This is a genomic window from Chryseobacterium culicis (assembly GCF_900108365.1).
GTDB lineage: Bacteria > Bacteroidota > Bacteroidia > Flavobacteriales > Weeksellaceae > Chryseobacterium > Chryseobacterium culicis.
This window is the reverse complement of the sequence record NZ_FNWQ01000006.1, coordinates 55,639-74,496: the sequence shown is the minus strand read 5'-3', so window position 1 is coordinate 74,496 and position 18,858 is coordinate 55,639. Positions and strand designations below refer to the sequence as shown.

General features: G+C 37.0%; 17 protein-coding genes. 5 read left to right on the top strand and 12 right to left on the bottom strand.

Annotation, left to right across the window (positions count from 1 at the left end; all coding sequences use genetic code 11):
- Window positions 1–14: 14 nt before the first annotated feature.
- The 4 genes from BLW74_RS18540 to porD form a co-directional block, all read right to left on the bottom strand.
- Window positions 15–731 (bottom strand): ABC transporter ATP-binding protein, encoded by a 717-nt coding sequence (locus tag BLW74_RS18540; protein ID WP_089694867.1) that lies wholly within the window; start codon window positions 729–731, stop codon window positions 15–17.
- Window positions 732–734: 3 nt separating this feature from the next.
- Entirely contained in the window at window positions 735–2,201 is a 1,467-nt protein-coding gene (locus tag BLW74_RS18535; protein WP_089694865.1) for a DUF5687 family protein, read from the bottom strand.
- Window positions 2,202–2,276: 75 nt separating this feature from the next.
- Window positions 2,277–3,926, bottom strand: coding sequence for a DNA repair protein RecN (locus BLW74_RS18530; protein WP_089694862.1), 1,650 nt, complete (start codon window positions 3,924–3,926; stop codon window positions 2,277–2,279).
- Window positions 3,927–4,055: 129 nt separating this feature from the next.
- The gene (gene porD, locus BLW74_RS18525) at window positions 4,056–4,961 is read right to left on the bottom strand and encodes a type IX secretion system protein PorD (protein ID WP_089694860.1); all 906 of its coding nucleotides are present in this window, start codon (window positions 4,959–4,961) and stop codon (window positions 4,056–4,058) included.
- 257 nt (window positions 4,962–5,218) lie between these two features.
- On the opposite strand from porD, the gene BLW74_RS18520 reads away from it, so the two are divergent.
- Window positions 5,219–7,987, top strand: a complete 2,769-nt coding sequence (locus tag BLW74_RS18520; protein ID WP_089694858.1) for a T9SS type A sorting domain-containing protein — start codon at window positions 5,219–5,221, stop codon at window positions 7,985–7,987.
- Window positions 7,988–8,071: 84 nt separating this feature from the next.
- On the opposite strand, the gene coaBC is transcribed toward BLW74_RS18520, so the two are convergent.
- The 4 genes from coaBC to BLW74_RS18500 all read right to left on the bottom strand — a co-directional run bounded on the left by coaBC (window position 8,072) and on the right by BLW74_RS18500 (window position 11,497).
- Window positions 8,072–9,280: a bifunctional phosphopantothenoylcysteine decarboxylase/phosphopantothenate--cysteine ligase CoaBC gene (gene coaBC / locus BLW74_RS18515; RefSeq protein WP_089694855.1), complete on the bottom strand. Its 1,209-nt coding sequence runs from the start codon at window positions 9,278–9,280 to the stop codon at window positions 8,072–8,074.
- A gap of 122 nt (window positions 9,281–9,402) precedes the next feature.
- Window positions 9,403–9,726 carry a DNA-directed RNA polymerase subunit omega gene (locus tag BLW74_RS18510; protein ID WP_029298198.1) on the bottom strand — a complete coding sequence of 108 codons (324 nt, stop codon included), beginning with the start codon at window positions 9,724–9,726 and terminating at the stop codon, window positions 9,403–9,405.
- 42 nt (window positions 9,727–9,768) lie between these two features.
- On the bottom strand, window positions 9,769–10,764 hold the full coding sequence (locus BLW74_RS18505) for an outer membrane protein assembly factor BamD (RefSeq protein ID WP_089694853.1): 996 nt from the start codon (window positions 10,762–10,764) through the stop codon (window positions 9,769–9,771).
- Between the two features lie 103 nt (window positions 10,765–10,867).
- Entirely contained in the window at window positions 10,868–11,497 is a 630-nt protein-coding gene (locus BLW74_RS18500) for a TetR/AcrR family transcriptional regulator (protein ID WP_053327537.1), read from the bottom strand.
- A gap of 96 nt (window positions 11,498–11,593) precedes the next feature.
- Between BLW74_RS18500 and BLW74_RS18495 the strand changes: the two genes are divergently transcribed.
- The 4 genes from BLW74_RS18495 to BLW74_RS18480 all read left to right on the top strand — a co-directional run bounded on the left by BLW74_RS18495 (window position 11,594) and on the right by BLW74_RS18480 (window position 14,155).
- On the top strand, window positions 11,594–12,217 hold the full coding sequence (locus BLW74_RS18495; RefSeq protein WP_089694852.1) for a TatD family hydrolase: 624 nt from the start codon (window positions 11,594–11,596) through the stop codon (window positions 12,215–12,217).
- Complete coding sequence (locus BLW74_RS18490) at window positions 12,210–12,935, top strand: tRNA threonylcarbamoyladenosine dehydratase (RefSeq protein WP_089694850.1); 726 nt, start codon at window positions 12,210–12,212, stop codon at window positions 12,933–12,935. Before BLW74_RS18495 ends, BLW74_RS18490 begins: the two co-directional genes overlap by 8 nt.
- Window positions 12,935–13,306, top strand: coding sequence for a ribonuclease P protein component (gene rnpA / locus BLW74_RS18485; RefSeq protein ID WP_089694848.1), 372 nt, complete (start codon window positions 12,935–12,937; stop codon window positions 13,304–13,306). The genes BLW74_RS18490 and rnpA overlap by 1 nt, the downstream gene beginning before the upstream one ends.
- A gap of 333 nt (window positions 13,307–13,639) precedes the next feature.
- The gene (locus BLW74_RS18480; RefSeq protein WP_228424975.1) at window positions 13,640–14,155 is read left to right on the top strand and encodes a DUF4126 domain-containing protein; all 516 of its coding nucleotides are present in this window, start codon (window positions 13,640–13,642) and stop codon (window positions 14,153–14,155) included.
- Between the two features lie 38 nt (window positions 14,156–14,193).
- Here the strand turns inward: BLW74_RS18480 and BLW74_RS18475 are convergent, their stop codons facing one another.
- Genes BLW74_RS18475 through BLW74_RS18460 form a run of 4 tightly spaced genes read right to left on the bottom strand, consistent with a single transcriptional unit; the run spans window position 14,194 to window position 18,792 of the window.
- On the bottom strand, window positions 14,194–16,242 hold the full coding sequence (locus tag BLW74_RS18475) for a hypothetical protein (RefSeq protein WP_089694844.1): 2,049 nt from the start codon (window positions 16,240–16,242) through the stop codon (window positions 14,194–14,196).
- A 1-nt stretch (window position 16,243) separates the two neighbouring features.
- Window positions 16,244–16,795, bottom strand: coding sequence for an LptE family protein (locus BLW74_RS18470; protein WP_089695250.1), 552 nt, complete (start codon window positions 16,793–16,795; stop codon window positions 16,244–16,246).
- Complete coding sequence (locus BLW74_RS18465) at window positions 16,785–17,489, bottom strand: hypothetical protein (protein ID WP_089694842.1); 705 nt, start codon at window positions 17,487–17,489, stop codon at window positions 16,785–16,787. Before BLW74_RS18465 ends, BLW74_RS18470 begins: the two co-directional genes overlap by 11 nt.
- Before the next feature lie 13 nt (window positions 17,490–17,502).
- Window positions 17,503–18,792, bottom strand: coding sequence for a sigma-54 interaction domain-containing protein (locus tag BLW74_RS18460; protein WP_089694840.1), 1,290 nt, complete (start codon window positions 18,790–18,792; stop codon window positions 17,503–17,505).
- Window positions 18,793–18,858: the final 66 nt, after the last annotated feature.

Sequence of the window (18,858 nt, the reverse complement as noted above, 5' to 3'; positions counted from 1 at the left end):
CTTATTTTAACGTATTAAATATCTGAAATTGAAACCTGATCTGCAAAATATTGCTCCAATTCTTTGAGCGTTTCAGGGTTGGTCTGGATATCTTTTACCAGAAGGCCCTTGTTTACCACCACAATTCTGTTGCAGACTTCTGTGGTATGCGAGAGGTCATGGCTGGATATCAGAAAGGTAACTCCGTCCTGTTTGGAAAGTTCTTTGATGAGGTTTTTAAGTTTGATCTGCGTGGAAGGATCCAGATTGGCAAAAGGCTCGTCAAGAATAATAATTTCAGGATTTCCGATGATGGCTCCCACAATTCCTACTTTTTTCTGATTCCCTTTCGAAAGGTCGCGGATATATTTTCCGGATTTCAGGATTTCCCCGTTGAAAAGATCATGAAAAGGCTTCAAAAACTCATCTACAGACGCTTTATTCTGGCCTCTCAGCTCTCCGATAAAGTAAAAATATTCTTCGGGAGTAAGATAACCAATGAGAAAAGAATCATCTACAAAAGCTGACACCTTATTTTTCCAGGCTTCTGATTCATTGACTTTAATTCCATCAATACTCACTGATCCTGTGGTAGCCTGAATCAGATCCAGCATCAGGCTGAAAAGAGTGGTTTTTCCTGCTCCGTTATTCCCTACAAGACCGAATGTTTCACCGTTTGGAATTTCCAGATGTTCAATGTTTAGAACAGTTGCTGTTCCGTATGTTTTGGATAAATTTTGTATGTTGATCATGGCTTAATCTTTATTTTTAAAAGCTTCAAGGGTGCTGTATTTTTCTTTCTTATAATGTTTTACAATGATATCGAAAATCTTTTCTCTCATAAAGAATCCGATGATCCCGATAATAGCAATGCTGATGACTCCGCCTGTAATTCCTGTGAAATATTTTGCCAAAGCAAATACTCCCATGGGAAGAAGCATTTTAGGGATCAGCAAGAGCATGGCAATCATATTAAAGCTTCCTTTCTGCCCCAGTCTTTTCTCTTTTGAATTCAGATCAATCTGAGTTTTGTTGAAGGCTCCCGACCACAAGGTAAATTGAGAGTTCACCCCAATATTATACAATCCAGCTGCAAAAAATGTAATATACACTTCCCAGCCAAAATATACATAGCAAAGCGCCGCAATGATGGAAACACCGGTTACAATATTCATCAGCCACCATTTTGCTTTTAAGTATTCTTTGTAGGGAACGTTCAGGGTCATCATCAAAGGATAGTACGAACTGTCAAAAGCAGGAACCCTTTGTCCAAAAAGAAACTGAAAACCCCCTGTTACAAATAATCCCATAAACATCATCATTGCCGGAGTTTTATAAATTGAAGAAGTGAACATCAGCAATCCATAGAAAAGAAACATAAAACTGCCAAGCAAAATACCTTTAGTCACTTTATTACGCCTTAGCATTTTCACATCGTTATTGATGAATGTTCCAATGACGCCGTATTTGTTCAGGAAGGCAATATTTTCTGTTTTCCCAACTTCTTTCTTAGCTTCCAGTCCCTGATCCAGATAAAATTCGTTGCGCAGATAACGGAAGCAGATCCACCATAATCCCACAAACAGGGCAACAGGAATCAACGCATAATAAGGTTTTTCATAAAATCCGTAGAAAACTGATTCTGAATAAGATAAAACAGGAATGATTTTATAATAGGCCAAACTGCCGATGATCACGAAACAGATTCCTATAGCAATGGCTAAAGTCTCTTTGCCGTTGAAAAAAATATTGATAAAATTATTCAGATACAGTAAAGCAATCACTCCAATAAGCCATACCAGTATTCCCAAAATGCTGTATCCATTGAACAGAGCTATCAGTGAAAATGTAATAAAAAATAAGGAGGTCAGCCAGCTGAATGCAGAAAGAAAGGTTTTGGCCAGCATATAATTAACCAATGTATTCTTCCTGATATTCATGGTAAGAAAGGGTTTAATATTCTGGGTAGGAACTTCCTGCCAGAGATATTTAATTACCAGATCTATAATCCAGCCCACAATCATGAATTTTGAAACTACCTTTAGAGGATTCTGATGGATTTCTTCCTGTATGTAGAAAAAAGCAATAAAAGCTCCGCCTACAAGGCATCCGATGAAATAAAGAATCCCGATAAACCTGAGTATTTTCATGGTCAGATTAATCCCTAAAGATGTACCACGAAAAAAGCTTTTGATTTCAAGCCTAAGGAACTTTAGAAACATATTTTAGTTTTTATACATTAGTAAATAAAATGGAAAATATGTTACAATTTTTTAAGGAAAAATATAATTCTCCTGTTATCCTATAAGTTCTTTTGCCTGTGCTAAGGCAGCTTCGGTAATTTTGCTTCCGGAAAGCAGCTGGGCAATCTCGTTCAGCTTTTCTTCGCTGCTTAAAGGAATAATGGTGGATTGTGTTCTTCCGGAAATATCCTGCTTTACCACTTTATAATTATCATTTCCTTTTGCGGCCACCTGTGCGAGATGGGAAATAACGATCAGCTGCATGTCTTCAGACATTTCTCTCATCAGGTTTCCGATCTCTTCGGCTACTTTTCCTGATACTCCGGTATCAATTTCATCCAGAATAAGAGTTGGGAGCTCATCACTTTCCGCAATAATTTTCTTTACAGCAAGCATGACTCTTGATCTTTCTCCTCCGGAAATGGCCGTCTGAATTGGCTTCAGAGGAAAACCGGAATTCGCCTGAAACAACAGCTGAATGGTTTCTTTTCCAAACGGATTGAACTCTTCAGCATCCTGTAATTCGATATCAACTTTTGCTTTTTCCAGCCCGAGTTTCTTCAAAAGTCCTTCTGCTTTTCTGATGAAAACAGAAACATTTTTATGCCTGTTTTTAGAAAGCTTTCCGGCAAGGCTCTGAAGTGTTTTTTCCTTTTGAGAGATATTTTCTTCTGTTTCTTCAATCTGTGCCTCCAGGTCTGAAGCACCTTTCTGATCACCGGCCAGCTGATTCCTGATCTCTATCAGTTCATTAAGATCCGAAACGTTATGCTTAAGAAATAAGGCGTTGATTTTATTATTAAGATCGGTAAGATAAACCAGATTTTCCGGGTTGATTTCCACTCTCTCTGCTTCATGTTCCAGTTCAGAAATAATGTCTTTAAGCTCCACAAAAGAGGTTTCAAGCCTTTCATCAAGCTCAGCAAAACTGGTAGAGATCTCAGAAATTTTTGAAAGCTTGCTGGTAGCTTCATTGAAGAAAGATAAAATTCCTATTTCTTCCTGATGAAATCTGGATAAGATCTGGCCTACATTTTCAGAAATCATGCCTGCATTTTCCTGAATGGAAAGCTGATTCTGTACATCTTCATAATCTACATCGTCCAGCTTAAGTTCTTCCAGTTCATTAAGCAGAAATTCTTTGTAATCACTTTCTTTATTGGATTCTGAGAGTTGAGTTTTCAGTTTTTTCAACAATAACTTAAGACTCTGATAATCCGAAAATTCCTGTTGATATTCTTCGATGATCCTTTTATTTTCAGAGAGGCCGTCTATTATTTTAAACTGATATTCTGAGGTAAAAAGATTGGAGGTTTCAAATTGGGAATGAATATCAATCAGCTGCGATGAAAGTTCTCTGAGAATATCCAGTGTTACCGGCACGTCATTAATGAACGCACGGGATTTTCCTGATGGAAGTATTTCTCTTCTGATAATGGTCTGATGTTCATAATCAAGATCATTTTCGATAAAGAATTTTTTAAACTGGTTATTGAGAGAAAACTCGGTTTCCACTACGCTTTTCTCTTCTGTTTTGGCAATGGACTTTACATCAGCTCTTTCTCCTAAAATAAGACGGAGAGCTCCTAAAATAATAGATTTTCCCGCCCCTGTTTCACCGGTAATCACCTGCAAACCATTTTTCAATGATACTTCTAGGGTATCAATCAGGGCAAAGTTTTTAATGTAAATTCTCGAAAGCATTGATAATCCGGGTTATGATCCAATTTGAATTTGAACTGTAAAAATAAGTTTTTTTTTATTGAAGTAAGAAAATGTTTTTGATTTGCTTCTCATCATAATCTGACTGTTCGCCTCCTTATTTACAAATTCTTAGACTTTCCATTTATTCCACTTATTATCAATGTTTTTCGGCGAAAGAATGATCATTGTCTGTTTAAGATCATTAAGAATCAACCCTCCATTATTTCCGGAATTGAAAATATTGAAAATTTCATCGCTTTTGGTATCCATAAACAGGTTAAAGAAAAATGCCTGCTGAAAACTGTTCTCGTACATTTTCAATTGCATCAGGGCGTCAAAAATCACTTTTTTCCCGGCAGTCTGATCCTGGTTGAAAAGATTATCCAGGCCGGCTCTGTGGTAGGTATAAATAGTGGAACGCAATTGATTCCAGTTGGGGTTCATAATTTCGTTAATCAGAATAGAACGGCTTCTTGGCTCATTGATGGTGTTCCAGCCTTCATAGTTTCTGTTTTGGGAATTTTGTGCAATCTGCTGTGCTTTTGCAAACCATTGGGAACCTCCCATAGACTGAAAGCTGTCTCCGTCTAATCCTAAAATAACATAAATATAAAAGCTGACTACATCCGTTAAGTTTTTCCCTGAAAACTGTCGCTCATTGAATATAAGACTTTCATTTTCAACATATTCAAAAGCAAATCTTTGATCTTGAAGATTCAGCAAAGGAGATTCATAGGTTGTATTATAAACGGGACGCATGGCCTGAACTACAATAGATCCTTTGAACTTATTACCGTCTCTTTCTCCAATGACAATGGAAAAGCCACATTTTATTTTTTCAAAGTTCTGGAGCTTTTTCCCTGTCCAGCTGGTATTGTTTATAAAGTCCCTGAGGCTCTTTTCCAGTGCCTTATAGGCCTGCTGGTTACTTCCTCCCAGCTGCTGGGCATTTACCTGAACAGTCGCCAGCAATTCCTGAGAAAAACTTTGGGTATAGATAAAAAACAGAAAAAATAAACTTATAATTCTTTTCATTGTCTACTAAAAATTGAGAACGGAAATTTATTAAAATTATTCTTAGTATCCGCTACAAATAACAGGAATTAGTATAAACACAAATAAATACGCATCAATTAAAAACATACCGGATATAAAAATAGTAATTGTTTGGGATACAGACAGAATAAAGTGTATGATTAATGGCCCAATACAAACCTTACAATGAATATTAATTTTTCGAAATTTTAACCAATATATTTCTGAATTTCATATTTTTTTCTCAGTTTCGCTGCATGAAAAAACTAATACCCGCTTTATCATTTTTTTTAATTGGTATATTGGCAATAAGGGCTCAAACGCCTATAAATGCTTCCTTAAAAGAAACCAACTTTTTCCCGGGATCTGAACCCAAAGGGTTACTGCAGGTAGGCAACAATCTGATATTTGCAGCCAATACCGGTTCCGGAATTGAACCACATAAGTATAATTTACAAACACAAACTGCCGAAATAGTTCAGAATATCAATGGAAGCTTTACAGACAGTATGCTCAAAAGTGAATTCTACCAGATCGGTAATAAGGTTTGCTATTTTGCTTCTGATAATTCTAATCTTCAACTTTGGTCTACGGATCTGACTACAAATTCGACATCAAAAGTTAAAGATTTCAATACCTATTATCCATCTTCCAACAATATTGTTGCTAAAGTTTTAAATGGTAAGCTGTATTTTACCTTCCAGCAAAATCTTTACATCAGTGATGGAACTTCAGCCGGAACTTTTCAGGTCAGCAATATCTATAATATAGGAAATTCTTTACAGGAAAGTAACGGATATGTATTCTTCTTTGGAACCAACAGTATATATGGGCGAGAATTATGGAAAACGGATGGAACCTTAGCCGGAACAACTCTTGTAAAAGATATTATTCCCGGTCCTTATTCCTCCATTACGTTTAGCGAGAAGCTGTATAGTTTTAATAACAGAATTGTATTTGCCGCCAGAGACAGTAATTTTAATGTAGGATTATGGAGTACGGATGGTACTGATATCAATACTGAAAATTTTTCTCCTTTGAGCCCCAATGCTACGCTTTATGATTTTGATTTCACCAATTATGACCATCTTCTTTTCAAAGTAAATGGGGACTTATGGAAAACGGATGGAACAGCCCCGGGAACCACAGTAATATACAACAACATACCTAACATTCATAAACTTACTTATTTTAAAAACAATACCTACATTGATACCGATACAGGCATCTTTTTTGTTGACCAGATTGATCAGGTCAACACCTTAGGCAATCCTTCCGGGTCCATTCTTCAAACGATTTCCCCCAGTAATAATGGAAATTATCTGGCACTAAAAGAGTATAACAATGATGCTTCAAACGTATATTTCTTTGATGGAAACAGCCTATCGCAATCCAATATTAAATTTAACGGTGACAATAAATTTATTGAGTATCAGAATAAATTAGTGTTTTCAGGATATATGGATTCTTATGTAGATTATTATACTACCTATAAAAATACTGAATTGTTTTCGTACGATCCTGCCAGTACCATTTCGAAAGTTGAAAAGGATTTAATCTATTCCGGCCATGGTGCTCCCCGCTTTTATACGGAATTAAACGGAGAAGTTTATTTTCTGGCTCGCGATGGGTATTATTATCAGGTTTATAAAGTAGATTCCAATAGTAATATGACCAAGCTGAGTAGTGATTTACGTGAGCCTTTTCCTGATAACTTTGCAGACTACAATCCTGTAGCTGTCTCCGGAAATTATATTTATTTTCACAGTAATAAATTAGTACAAACTAATACTACCACAAATACTGTACAACAAATATCACCTCCTTTAAATGAAAAAATCTACGGCACTTATTCTTTAAACAATGATAAAATTCTTGTCAAAACGTTTAATTTATCGGATAATTATATGAGAATGTGGAGCCTGGATAACAATACGGCTAACTTTACTTTATTAGTAGAAAAAACTGTAAGCAATTTCCCTTCCTCTATAAACAATGTTGATATTGATTTTGCGAAAACCGATTCCGGTATCTATTTTAAAATGCTCAATAATTCCACAACAGAAATCTGGAAATCAGATGGAACAGCAGCCGGTACCTTAAAAATTACAGATTTATATAATATATATGCTCTTAACAGCTTTTTGAGCCCGGTTAATGATAAAGTATTCTTTTCTGACAGCCCAAATTTCGGTAACAATACGAAACTGTATTATATCGACGATATGACCAATCAGGTAAATCTTGTGAAAGATTCTTATTCTTATATAAATGGAAAATCATTTGTAAAAAACAATAAATTATATTTCTTTTCCGCCACGAATAACGGATTTATTACAGCATTAAATGTTACAGACGGTACACCACAAAACACTCAGATGGTTACACAGATTAATTCTGACGGAGCCTATATCATAAAAAAATGCGGAAACTTTGATTATTTTGTTGATTATCAAAGACAAAAATTATTCAGAACGGATGGGACAGCAGCCGGCTCTATTCTTGCTGCCACAGGAACTCAGGGATATTCAAACTTCAATTGCATCAATAATGAATTGTATGGTATATCTTCTTTACAAAAGGTCTTCAAAACCAACGGAAACCCCGGTAATTATCAGGAGCTGAGCTTTGCAGCTAATAATCAGGTTTTGCAGCAGCCCAATTATCTTTGGATCAGAAGCTTGTTTACTCATAATTCAAAAATGTATTTTAGCGCTGATCTGTATAATACTCACGGAGAGGAACTTTTTATCACAGACCAGATAAATACTTTAAGTACCCGCAAGGAAGGTAGTACAGGTAATGACAAAATAGTAATATATCCAAATCCGGCCAGCACTGAGATACATATTAAATTAAGCAATCAGGAAAGGATCGTAAAAGTGGTGATTTACGACATAAATGGCAGACAGGTTTCTACTCACAATACATCCCTTATCAATGTTCAGAACATTCCTTCAGGCATTTATATTTTGGATATAATAACCAATCTACGAAAACATACCAGTAAATTAATAAAGAAATAATTTACTGTGAGTTATAAAATCAGGGCGGTTTAACTTTGTTAAACCGCCCTGATTTTATTTTACGCAATAATCACTGATCTCAATTTATAACGGCTGGCTTATCTGAGATTCAACAAAATTGAGAATATCCTTCGCTACCTCGTCTTTAGATTTAAGGTCGAATTCTTTTTTCTCCGTCCTGGTAAATATTTTTATTTTATTGGTATCATTTTTAAACCCTGCTCCTTCATCGCGCAGAGAGTTTAAAACAATCATGTCCAGATTTTTCTTTTCAAGTTTTCCTTTTGCATTTTCCTCTTCATTCTGGGTTTCCAGGGCAAATCCTACCAAAAACTGGTGGGTTTTCTTTTCACCCATGGTTTTCAGGATGTCCGGGTTCTTTACCAGCTCTATGGTCAGGTTTTCATCATTCTTTTTGATTTTTTCCTTTGCGACTTCCTTCGGAGCATAATCAGCCACTGCAGCACTGGCAATACCAATGTCTATTTTATCATAGAACTCAAATACTTTTGCCAGCATTTCCTTAGCTGAAGTCACTTTATGAAGTTCTACATTCGGATCATGAATGGTTTGAACGCTTGGCCCGGAAATAAGAATCACTTTAGCACCTCTTCTGGAAGCTTCTTCTGCCAGAGAAAATCCCATTTTTCCGGAAGAATGATTTCCAATGAACCTCACAGGATCCAGTGCTTCATACGTTGGTCCTGCAGTGATCAGAACTGTTTTTCCCTGAAGACTTTTTGATAAGCCGTTGGCAAAATGATGTTCAGCGGTACTAAAAATAGTTGCCGGCTCTGCCATTCTTCCCTGCCCGATCAGCCCGCTTGCAAGCTCTCCGTTTTCAGCTGGAATAATGATATGGCCGAAGCTTTCAGCAAGTTCCAGATTCTTTTTGGTGGAAGGGTGTGCATACATATCAAGATCCATCGCCGGAGCAATCAATACGGGGCATTTAGCAGACATGTAAGTTGCTATTACCAGATTATCACACATCCCATGAACCATTTTAGACAGGGTATTGGCTGTGCATGGTGCTACAATCATAACATCTGCCCAAAGTGCCATTTCTACATGACTGTTCCATGTTCCGTTATCGCTGTAAAATTCTGAATATACTGGTTTTTTAGATAATGTAGCCAGGCTTAGTTTTGTCACAAATTGTTCTGCATCAGGCGTCATAATAACCTGTACTTCAGCACCGTTTTTCACAAAATCTCTTATCAGAAAGTGAATTTTGTAGGCTGCAATTCCTCCAGAGACCGCAATAAGAATCTTTTTTCCGGAAACACTCATTTAGTTCTAATTTTTGAAATACTAAAATACTTATTTTTTCCCACACCATCAGGCTTTAAAACAACAAAGGTCATAAAAGAAAAGATTTCCTTTATGACCTTCATCTATAAAACACAGAAGATTTATTTTCTCTCTTCTGTTTTTCTGAAATAAACATCTCCGTTTAACCACTCTTCAATAGCTATTGAAGTTGGCTTTGGAAGCTTTTCGTAATGTTTAGAGATCTCAATTTGTTCTCTGTTTTCGAAAACCTCTTCTAATGTAGAATTGTGAACGGCAAATTCATCCAATTTGTTGTGAAGCTCCGTACGGATCTCCGCATTGATCTGCTCTGCTCTCTTTCCCATGATAACAATAGCTTCATAGATTGAACCTACTTTATCTTCAATCTTATCTTTATCGTAAGTAATCGTATTTACTTCTGCTTTTGTATCTTTTACACTCATTTTGAGAAAATTATTTTTATTTTAAGATGGCAAATTTACGAATTATCTTTGAATTTTGAAAGTCGCTGCCGGAGGAGGGGTCTTAAGTGCTGCACTGTCCCTCTGTAACTGCATTGCTTTCTTTTCATTGCTGATCTGATCTTTGATCTGCTGCTCAGTTTTATCCTTAGCGGCAAGTTTATCAGCTTCTTTTTTCTGTCTTGCGGTTAAGACAGCCATTCTTGCTTCTGTTTGTTTTTTAACTACAGCAAAGTTTTCTTTTTCCTTTTCCAGCTTAGCTCTCAGATCTGCTGCTGTTTTAGCGTATTCTGTGTTAGGAAGTTCTTTCTCTACCAGCTTTGTATAAGTTAATGCGCTTTCAATACGTTCGTCTTTAAGATTGTATACAGATTTCATCGCCAGTTCATAACGCGACTTCATGATATAATCATAAATCTTAGAACGAAGTTTTGTACTTGGGAAATCTTCCAAAACGTTTTCCAAAGCTACGGTAGCAGCTTTATACTCACCCATTTTGTAATATTGCTTTCCGTTTTCGTAAGCTTTAAATTCCAGCTTATAAGACAGCTCATCAATTAGTTGGCTGATATTTTTAGACCTTTCAGAGTTGGGATAATTGTTCAGGAACTCCTGAAGCTCATTAATAGCCAGTTCTGTACTGGACTGGTCCAGGTTATAATCCATAGATCCTTCATAATAGCACAGTGCAGACATATATGCTGCTTCTTCAGCTCTCGGATCTTTTGGAAAACTAACGGCAAAGTTTTTAAACTGGTGACCTGCCAGCTTATAACTCTTGTCATAATAGTTAGCGTAAGCAGTATTGAAACCTACATTTGGAAAATCATCGGTTCCTGCCACAAGATTTGCAAGTCTGTCATAAAGAGCCAATGCATTTTTCCACTTTTTCTTAGCGAAGTTTTCATTAGCTGCCTTTAAGATAAACTCTTTATCAGCACTCCTCATCGCTCTTTCCTGTTGGCTTACACAAGATGAAATTACCGCTACAGCAAAAAGACCTAAAATATATTTTTTCATATAAAAAATTCAACAGTTTTCGGATTATACAGCCGATTTACTAATTTGCAAAAATATAACTTTTTTGTCAATAGATTTTTTTTTATGAATATTTAACGTAATTTTAGTCTGCAGCGTATCCCAAAATAGCAAAAACACTCAATAAAAGATTCATTCTCACCTTTTTCTCCGCTTCTTTTGCGTAGGTTTCTTCATTTTTGCTCGGAACATAGAGCTCGTAGAAGTTTTTATTTCGGATGACAAATAAGGTAGACCCTATAATCATGGTAAGAATGTCTTCAGGCTTAGGAGTAAAGGTAAATACTCCGGAAGCGACCCCTTTTTTGATAACTTCATCCAGCTTTTTTACAAATAACTGATAGAAATCCAGCAGCTCATCTTTAAGATTTTCTGTATGTCTGAGTTCCTGAGTGACAAAACCATGGAAATAATTGTATTTGAACAGCTGTGAAACGATGTATTTAATCATCTCGCGCATCTGCATTTCCGGTTTTCCTTCTTTAATAGTATCAGCAAATTCTGAGAAATTTTCCCGGGTTTTCAGTACCCTGTACTGATAGAGATAAGACATCATTTTCTCTTTAGAACCGAAGTAATAAGAGATCATAGCGACATTGATATTAGCTTTGGAACAAATATCTCGTACTGAAGTTCCCTCATAACCTTTTTTGGCAATGAGCTCTTCCGCAATATCCAATATATGAATCTGTTTTTCTGTAAATTTTTTTTTCATGAAGTGCACTTTGAGTAAAGTTAAGAAATTTTTAACACATTTATAAACGATCGTTTAATAATTTTAAATTAAATCTGAAAAATACTATTTTTGAACATGGAATTTTTTGATTTTCACCATCATAAAAAATACATCAGAAACGGAATTTATAATCTTGCGAAAGAAATTCCGCCTGATTTCCCGTATTCTGTAGGAATTCATCCTAACGATATTGACGTTAACAACCTGAAAGAGCAGCTTTCGTGGATGAGAAGCATGATCTCTCAAAACTGTTTTGCAATTGGTGAATGCGGACTGGACTCTTTAGTTTCTGCGGATGAGAACCTTCAGAATGAAGCGTTCTTACAGCAGATTATGATTGCCAATGAGGTAAAAAAGCCTATTATTATTCATTGTGTAAGAAAATTTTACGAAGTTATTTCTTTCCGGAAGAAGGCTGAACAACCTATGATCATTCATGGTTTCAATAAAAAAAAGCAAATTGCTGAAGATCTTCTGGCTCATAATTTTTATCTGAGTTTTGGAAAAGCTGTTTTGTATAATTTATCTTTGCAGGAAATTTTAAAAAACATCCCCCCGGACAAATTCTTTTTGGAGACTGATAACGAAGACTTTAACATTGAAGAGCTCTATTTTAAAGTTTCGGAAATAAGAGGAATTTCCCCGGAGGATCTGAACGAACAAATTTTACACAATTTATATTCTATAAGAAATGGATAAATACTGGCTGGAAAGAACTGAACTTCTGATAAAGGAAGATGGATTAGAAAAGCTGATAAAAGCGAATGTGCTTGTTGTAGGCCTGGGCGGAGTAGGTTCTTTTGCCGCTGAATTTCTTGCGAGAGCCGGAGTAGGAAAGATGACGATTGTGGATGGTGATACGGTGGATATTACCAACATCAACAGGCAGCTTCCAGCTCTGCACTCTACTGTAGGAAAACATAAGGTAGAAGTTGTTGCAGAAAGACTTCTTGATATTAATCCACAGCTGAATTTAATCAGGATCAATGAGTTCTTAAATCCGGAAAGAATGGATGAAGTACTTGATTCCGAAAAATTTGATTACGTACTGGACTGCATTGATAGTGTAACGCCTAAAATCTGCCTGATAAAAGCGGCCAGAAGAAGAAAAATTAAAATTGTAAGCTCCATGGGTGCCGGCGGTAAAATTGACCCAAGCATGGTTATGGTGAGGGATATCAGCAAAACCCACAACTGTTTTCTTGCGAAACAGGTGAGAAAAAGACTGAAGAAAGAAAAAATCAATAAGGGCATCAGATGTGTTTTTTCCAACGAAATTCAGAAAGAGGAAAGCCTTAAAATGACTGATGGCAGTAACTTTAAAAAATCATTTTACGGCACCATCAGTTTTATTCCTGCTATCTTTGGATTATATGCCGCTGCTGAAGTGATTAATTACCTAGTGAAAAAAAATTAATGCAGAATTCCCAATATCCCAGAGCGGAAAAGCTCAAAAAAAATACGGAAATCAGTTTGCTTTTTGAGAAGGGCAAATGGAGAACCAGTGGAAATCTGAGAATCATTATTCTGAAAGACAAATCTACGCTGCCTGTAGAATCAGGAAGGTTTGGGGTTTCTGTTTCTAAAAGATATTTTAAAAGAGCTGTACACCGAAATCGTATCAAAAGGTTATTAAGGGAATCTTACCGTCTGAATAAGGACTTATATAAGCAAGCCTTTGGAGAGAAAACCATGGCGATGCTGTTTTGGGTTTCCCCTGAACTGCCTTCAAAATTTCATGAGGTGGAAGCTCAGTTTATAAAGCTTTGCGAAGCTCAGAAAAAATAATTTTCTATCAAAATAAGAAATCTGTGAGGTATTTTAACTGACAGATTTTTTATTTATCACAAATCATAAAGATTTAGACGATGGCTGCATAAACAGTTCATTGTTATTCTGGAATAAATCACGACTAGCGAAGATCACCACCCGCATTCCGTATCACGTCTCCTGTAATCAGAAGCAATACAACTCCAAATCTCATATAGTTTTTGTAATTTAGGGAAAACATTAAATCTGAAAATTAATATGTTAGACAATATTCCCTACTTTTCTTATGTCATCAGTGCATTTATCGGCATTGGATTGGCGGCGGCTACCGGATTCCGGGTATTTCTTCCTATGTTTGTGGTGAGCCTGTCCTCGTATTTCAACTGGATTCCCATGAACGAGCATTTTGAGTGGCTTGCTGGGCTTCCCACACTTATTACGACAGGAATTGCCACGATGGCTGAAATTCTTGCCTATTACATCCCCTTTATTGATCATTTGCTGGATACGGCTGCTATTCCAATGGCAACGGTGGCAGGATCTATTTTATTTGCCAGTCAGTTTACCGAATTGGGAACTTTTCCGCAATGGGCACTCGCATTAATTGCGGGTGGTGGTACGGCTGCGACAATAAGCTCGGGATTTGCAGGAATACGAGCTGCATCTACAGCTACAACAGGGGGATTAGGCAATTCCGTGGTAGGAACAACAGAAACGGCGGGAGCCGGCCTTATGTCTGTTCTTGCGATGGCCGCTCCCGTGATTGCGGCAATCTTTGCAATCATCACATTAATTCTTGTTATTGTCTATGGACGGAAGGCATGGAAAAAACTAAGAGGGACTAAAAAAGATCCACGGGATGTATAAATAAAAAGGTACTGCGCTTACAGTACCTTTTTTCTTTTTTAATTTTTACTTCTGAAGTCCTTAATATCCTGAATTTTAGATTCAAAATATTCTTTTTTCTCAGGACTCTTTTTAATTAATATTTCAAACGCTTTTATTGCCTTTGTATAGAGTTTCTGTTCAAAATAAAGATTAGCCAATGTCTCTGTCATCAGATGCGAGATATCGTCGTTCTTTTCTTTTACAACATAGGTACTTTCTTCTTTTAACTGGCTGATTCTAGGATTATTTTCAATAAAGGTTTCAATGGCCTTTTCTTTGATTTCTGTTTTTTCCTTTATAACATCTTCCTTTCTGTCGATCTTAAGCCAGCTCTGCCAGGTATTGATAAAACCCGGAACATTACTGTCTGCAACTGCCTGAGACGTATTTTTCATAGTAACTTCCTGTATATTTTCTACAGGCTTCTCTTTGCTTTCCTGCTGTTTTTCTTCAACCTTAAGGGTAGAAATATCGGTTCCGAAGAAAGATACATTCATTACGGGAGCATCTTCTTTGGCTGCTTCTGCTGTAGTTTTTTCTTCAGATGATTCAATATGTTCCGATTCTTTATCAACAGCTTCCGTAACGGTTTCAACCGTGTTCTCTGGCTGGGGTTCTTCTGCTATTGTTTCCGCCTTTTTTTCAGGGGTGATTTCAGCCGCAGGAACCTTTATTTCCGGAGTTGGAACTGATTTGTTAAGTAATGAATCTGGTACATTGGATTCCACATTCATAGGCTTCCATGCAGACTGTATTTCAGAAATTTTCTCGTGCTCCTCATCTTTTTCCTCAGCAATTTCAACTTCAGCCTTCTCTTTCACCGGCAGCTCTTCCTCAGCGACTTTTTCCTCTACAGGTTCTTGTTTAATTTCCTTAGGTTTATCTTCACTGGTTGACCAGAAGTGAAAATTCTGGGTTTCAGCAAAGCTAATTTCATGATCTTCAGTAATTTCAGGCTCCGATTTTTCTTCTTGAAATAAAGGTTTGGTCTCCCTCATCTTTTTCTCAACTTCTTCAATCAGCCTTCTCATCTCCTCCTCATGCTTATTAACATTGGATTGAGATACTTCAGCCGTTTCGGAAATTTCTTCGCTATTGGACTGGATTTTAACGTCCGGCATGAATGATTCTGTACCATGAAAGCTTACTTCGGCATCAGCTGCTTCTGCAGGCTGATCTTCGCTGACGATGGTTTCCGGCGTGAAGTTTTCTCCAGCATTCTCCTCTGCAGCGGCTTTAAACTCTTCTTGGTGAGCAGACTCTTCCGAAACATTTTCGGTATCATGAGCTGCTGACTCTGTCTTTACAGGCTCTTCTGCAACGGCTTCCAAATTCTCTTCCACTGCTATGGGAGCGACTTCGTGGAAGCTGGTATGGTCTTCTTCATCAATCTTTTTTTCTTCGGCTGCAATTTGATCTTCATTGATGATGGTTTCAGGCGTAAAGTTTTCTCCTGCTTTTTCCTCTATTTCAGTATGGATCTCCTGAGAATCAGGAAGAGGCTGTTCTTCCGGAGACTCAGCCTTTTGGATAACCAAAGTACCAGATTCCAGGGTAGATTCGAGATCTATTGTTTCAGAGTTTTGCTCATCCAGGAAGTTTTCTTCTCCTTCGAATAGAATTCTGTTGCGTTCACCATTTACATAAATCTGTTTTACTTCATGAGAAACTGGTAACAGATACGCGTTTTCCTGCTCTTCCTTTTGTTTATCCACAGAAGCTTCTTCTTCTCTCTTAATAGGAAAAGATTTACTTTTGGGAACATATGGGGCAGGCTTGGCAACGGTTTGTGAAGGTTTCTTTTCTTCTCCAATTTCAGACTTAATTTCCTGCAGGATCTTTCCGTTGATCAGCTGATATAAAATTTTCTTATCCGTAGTATATGCGGCTGTTACAGAAAGTTCTTTCTGATAATTTTCTTTTTCATACAGGTGTACTCCATAAAGATGCAGTGCCCTGATATTCTGAATATAAGGAAATGTGTGAATCTCTTCTTTTAAAAGACCAAGGTCTTCCAGCTGAATCTTCTTCGGATTTTTTATTAATTCTAAAACTCTGGGATTCATCTTACCAATTCGCTACAATATCGTTAAATATCTTGTTAATAATTCTGTCTGTCACCAGCTTTACCTGCTGGTCTTCGATCTGGCTTAGAGATACATCACTGTTGAAAGCTGCTTCATCAGTGTATGTTCTGTCGAAACTTGCATCCGGATGAATTTTATTTTCATAATGTACCTTCACTGTAATCGTAAGTTTATTCTGTCCCTGCTGAATCACACCTCCAGAAGGTGTAGACTGTGTGTTGGAACTGATGGTGGTAGGAGTAATGGAATAGTCCGTAATTTCTCCTTCTATCAGGATATCAGGGTTCTCTTTGGTTCCCTTTAAGGTAGTTCTCTGAAGGAATCTGTTTTGTATTGCTGTAGAAAACTGCTGTGATAATGCAGGGTTTACAAGAGGGGCATTATTCGGAAATTCATTGATCTGAACTGTCTTTTCATCCGTAAGAGATGATCCCGTAAAGCTGTAACATGATTTTAATACGCCCAGCAGCGCAACAAGCATCACTGTTAGTAATGACTGCTTCAGACTGATATTTTTAATTTTAAAATTCATTTTTAATTCCAATTTCAGTAATTTCATCGTACTCAATTTGCTGCATGGCATCTTCATAAGCAAAATATTTTGCTGTATATAAAAATGGGATGGTAAGGAAAAGCCCTATACCGCAGGCCAAAATACCGATCTGAGCCAAGATACTCACTACTAAAGAGAAAAGAAAGATTGACAATAGATTTCCTTTGCTCATTATTTTTGAAATATTCCAGGCTTCTTTTATTTCTGTGATTCCTTTAAGGCTGATTAACGGAATGATATAAAACCCCTTCAATACAAAATAATATATCGCAGCGAACATCAGAAAAATGTAAGGAAATATCAAAAACATAATCATCGGGTTAGGCTGATTACCTTCAGACATGGCACCCGATACGGTCATAATAATAATCATAGGAATATACAGTAATATAACCCCTCCAAAAACAATTAACTGCAGTATAAAGTAAGGCATGAAGTCTTTAAAATCAAAGATATCTCCGGGGCTTGCCGGCTGATTTCTGTTCAGTCTCTGAAGATATTTGAACAGATTACCCATTGCAAGCAGCCCGCAAAATGGAATAACAGACATGATAAGGCATACTAAACATGCTATAAATATATTCCCGAAATCTTTCTTTAAAAGTTCGAACCCTTTATTAATATATTCTCCGAGTTTAAAATTGACCGGTTTAGGTTTTAAATTTACTTTCATTCTTTATGTTGTGCTAATCTTCCAGGTTATATTGTTTTATTTTTCTGTATAAAGTTCTCTGTGAAATGCCCAGCTCATCTGCCGCTCTGTTTCTGCGGCCTTTATGTTTCTCCAATGCTTTGATAATCAAATCTTTTTCATTATTCTGAAGAGAAAGTGACTCCGGTCTGTTTTCTTCCACTTCGATATCTTCAATATCTTCATAGCTGTCATCCGGAGTAGAAATAATGGTAGGATTCTGAACTACCGGCGCATCATTATTATTTTCAAAATATACTAAAGATCCGGAATTTACCTGCTGCTGATTTTCAGGGGTATAAATTCTGTTGATCAGGTTTTTCTCATGGCTGCTGAGATCTGCCGTTCCTCTGTTCTTAATCAATTCCGAAGTTAAGGATTTTAAATCATTAATATCATTCCTCATGTCGAATAGAATTTTATACATGATTTCTCTTTCGCTTCCGAAATCGTTTTGCTTGGGAGTACTCTGGGTATTCACCACCATAGGAAGGTGTGTTTCCATAGGAATATACTCGGCAAGTTTCTCTGCAGTGATATTTCTGTTTCTTTCCACCACAGTCATCTGCTCTACTAAGTTTCTTAATTGGCGGACGTTTCCCGGGAAGGAATAACTTTCTATATAGTGGACTGCACTCTGCTCAAGCTCAAGCTCCGGCATTCTGTATTTTTCTGCAAAATCTATTGCAAACTTCCTGAATAACAGATGAATATCTCCTTTTCTTTCTCTTAAAGGCGGCATATCTATCTGAACGGTATTCAAACGGTAATATAAATCTTCACGGAATCTTCCATCGTGGATGGCCTTCATCATATTGACGTTGGTAGCGGCTACAATTCTCACATTGGTTTTCTGCACCTGTGAAGATCCTACTTTCATAAATTCACCGCTTTCCAGCACTCTTAAAAGACGTACCTGAGTCTGCAAAGGAAGCTCTCCTACCTCATCCAAAAAGATGGTTCCGCCATCGGCTACTTCAAAATACCCTTTCCTTGTAGCCGTAGCACCTGTAAAGGCTCCTTTTTCGTGTCCGAAGAGCTCAGAATCTATGGTTCCCTCCGGAATGGCTCCGCAGTTGACCACAATGTAGGGCTGATGCTTTCTTTTGGATTCTGAATGGATAATTTTCGGAATAAATTCTTTTCCTACCCCACTTTCTCCTATTACCAGCACAGAAATGTCTGTAGGTGCTACCTGAATAGATTTTTCCAGTGCCCGGTTGAGTGCCGGAAAGTTCCCGATAATTCCGAAACGGTTTTTTATGTTTTGTAACTCGTTGCTCATAAGTAAATTTTTGATTATTGATTGAATGTTAATCTTCTACAGTATTTCAATCTCTTTTCTGTAGAC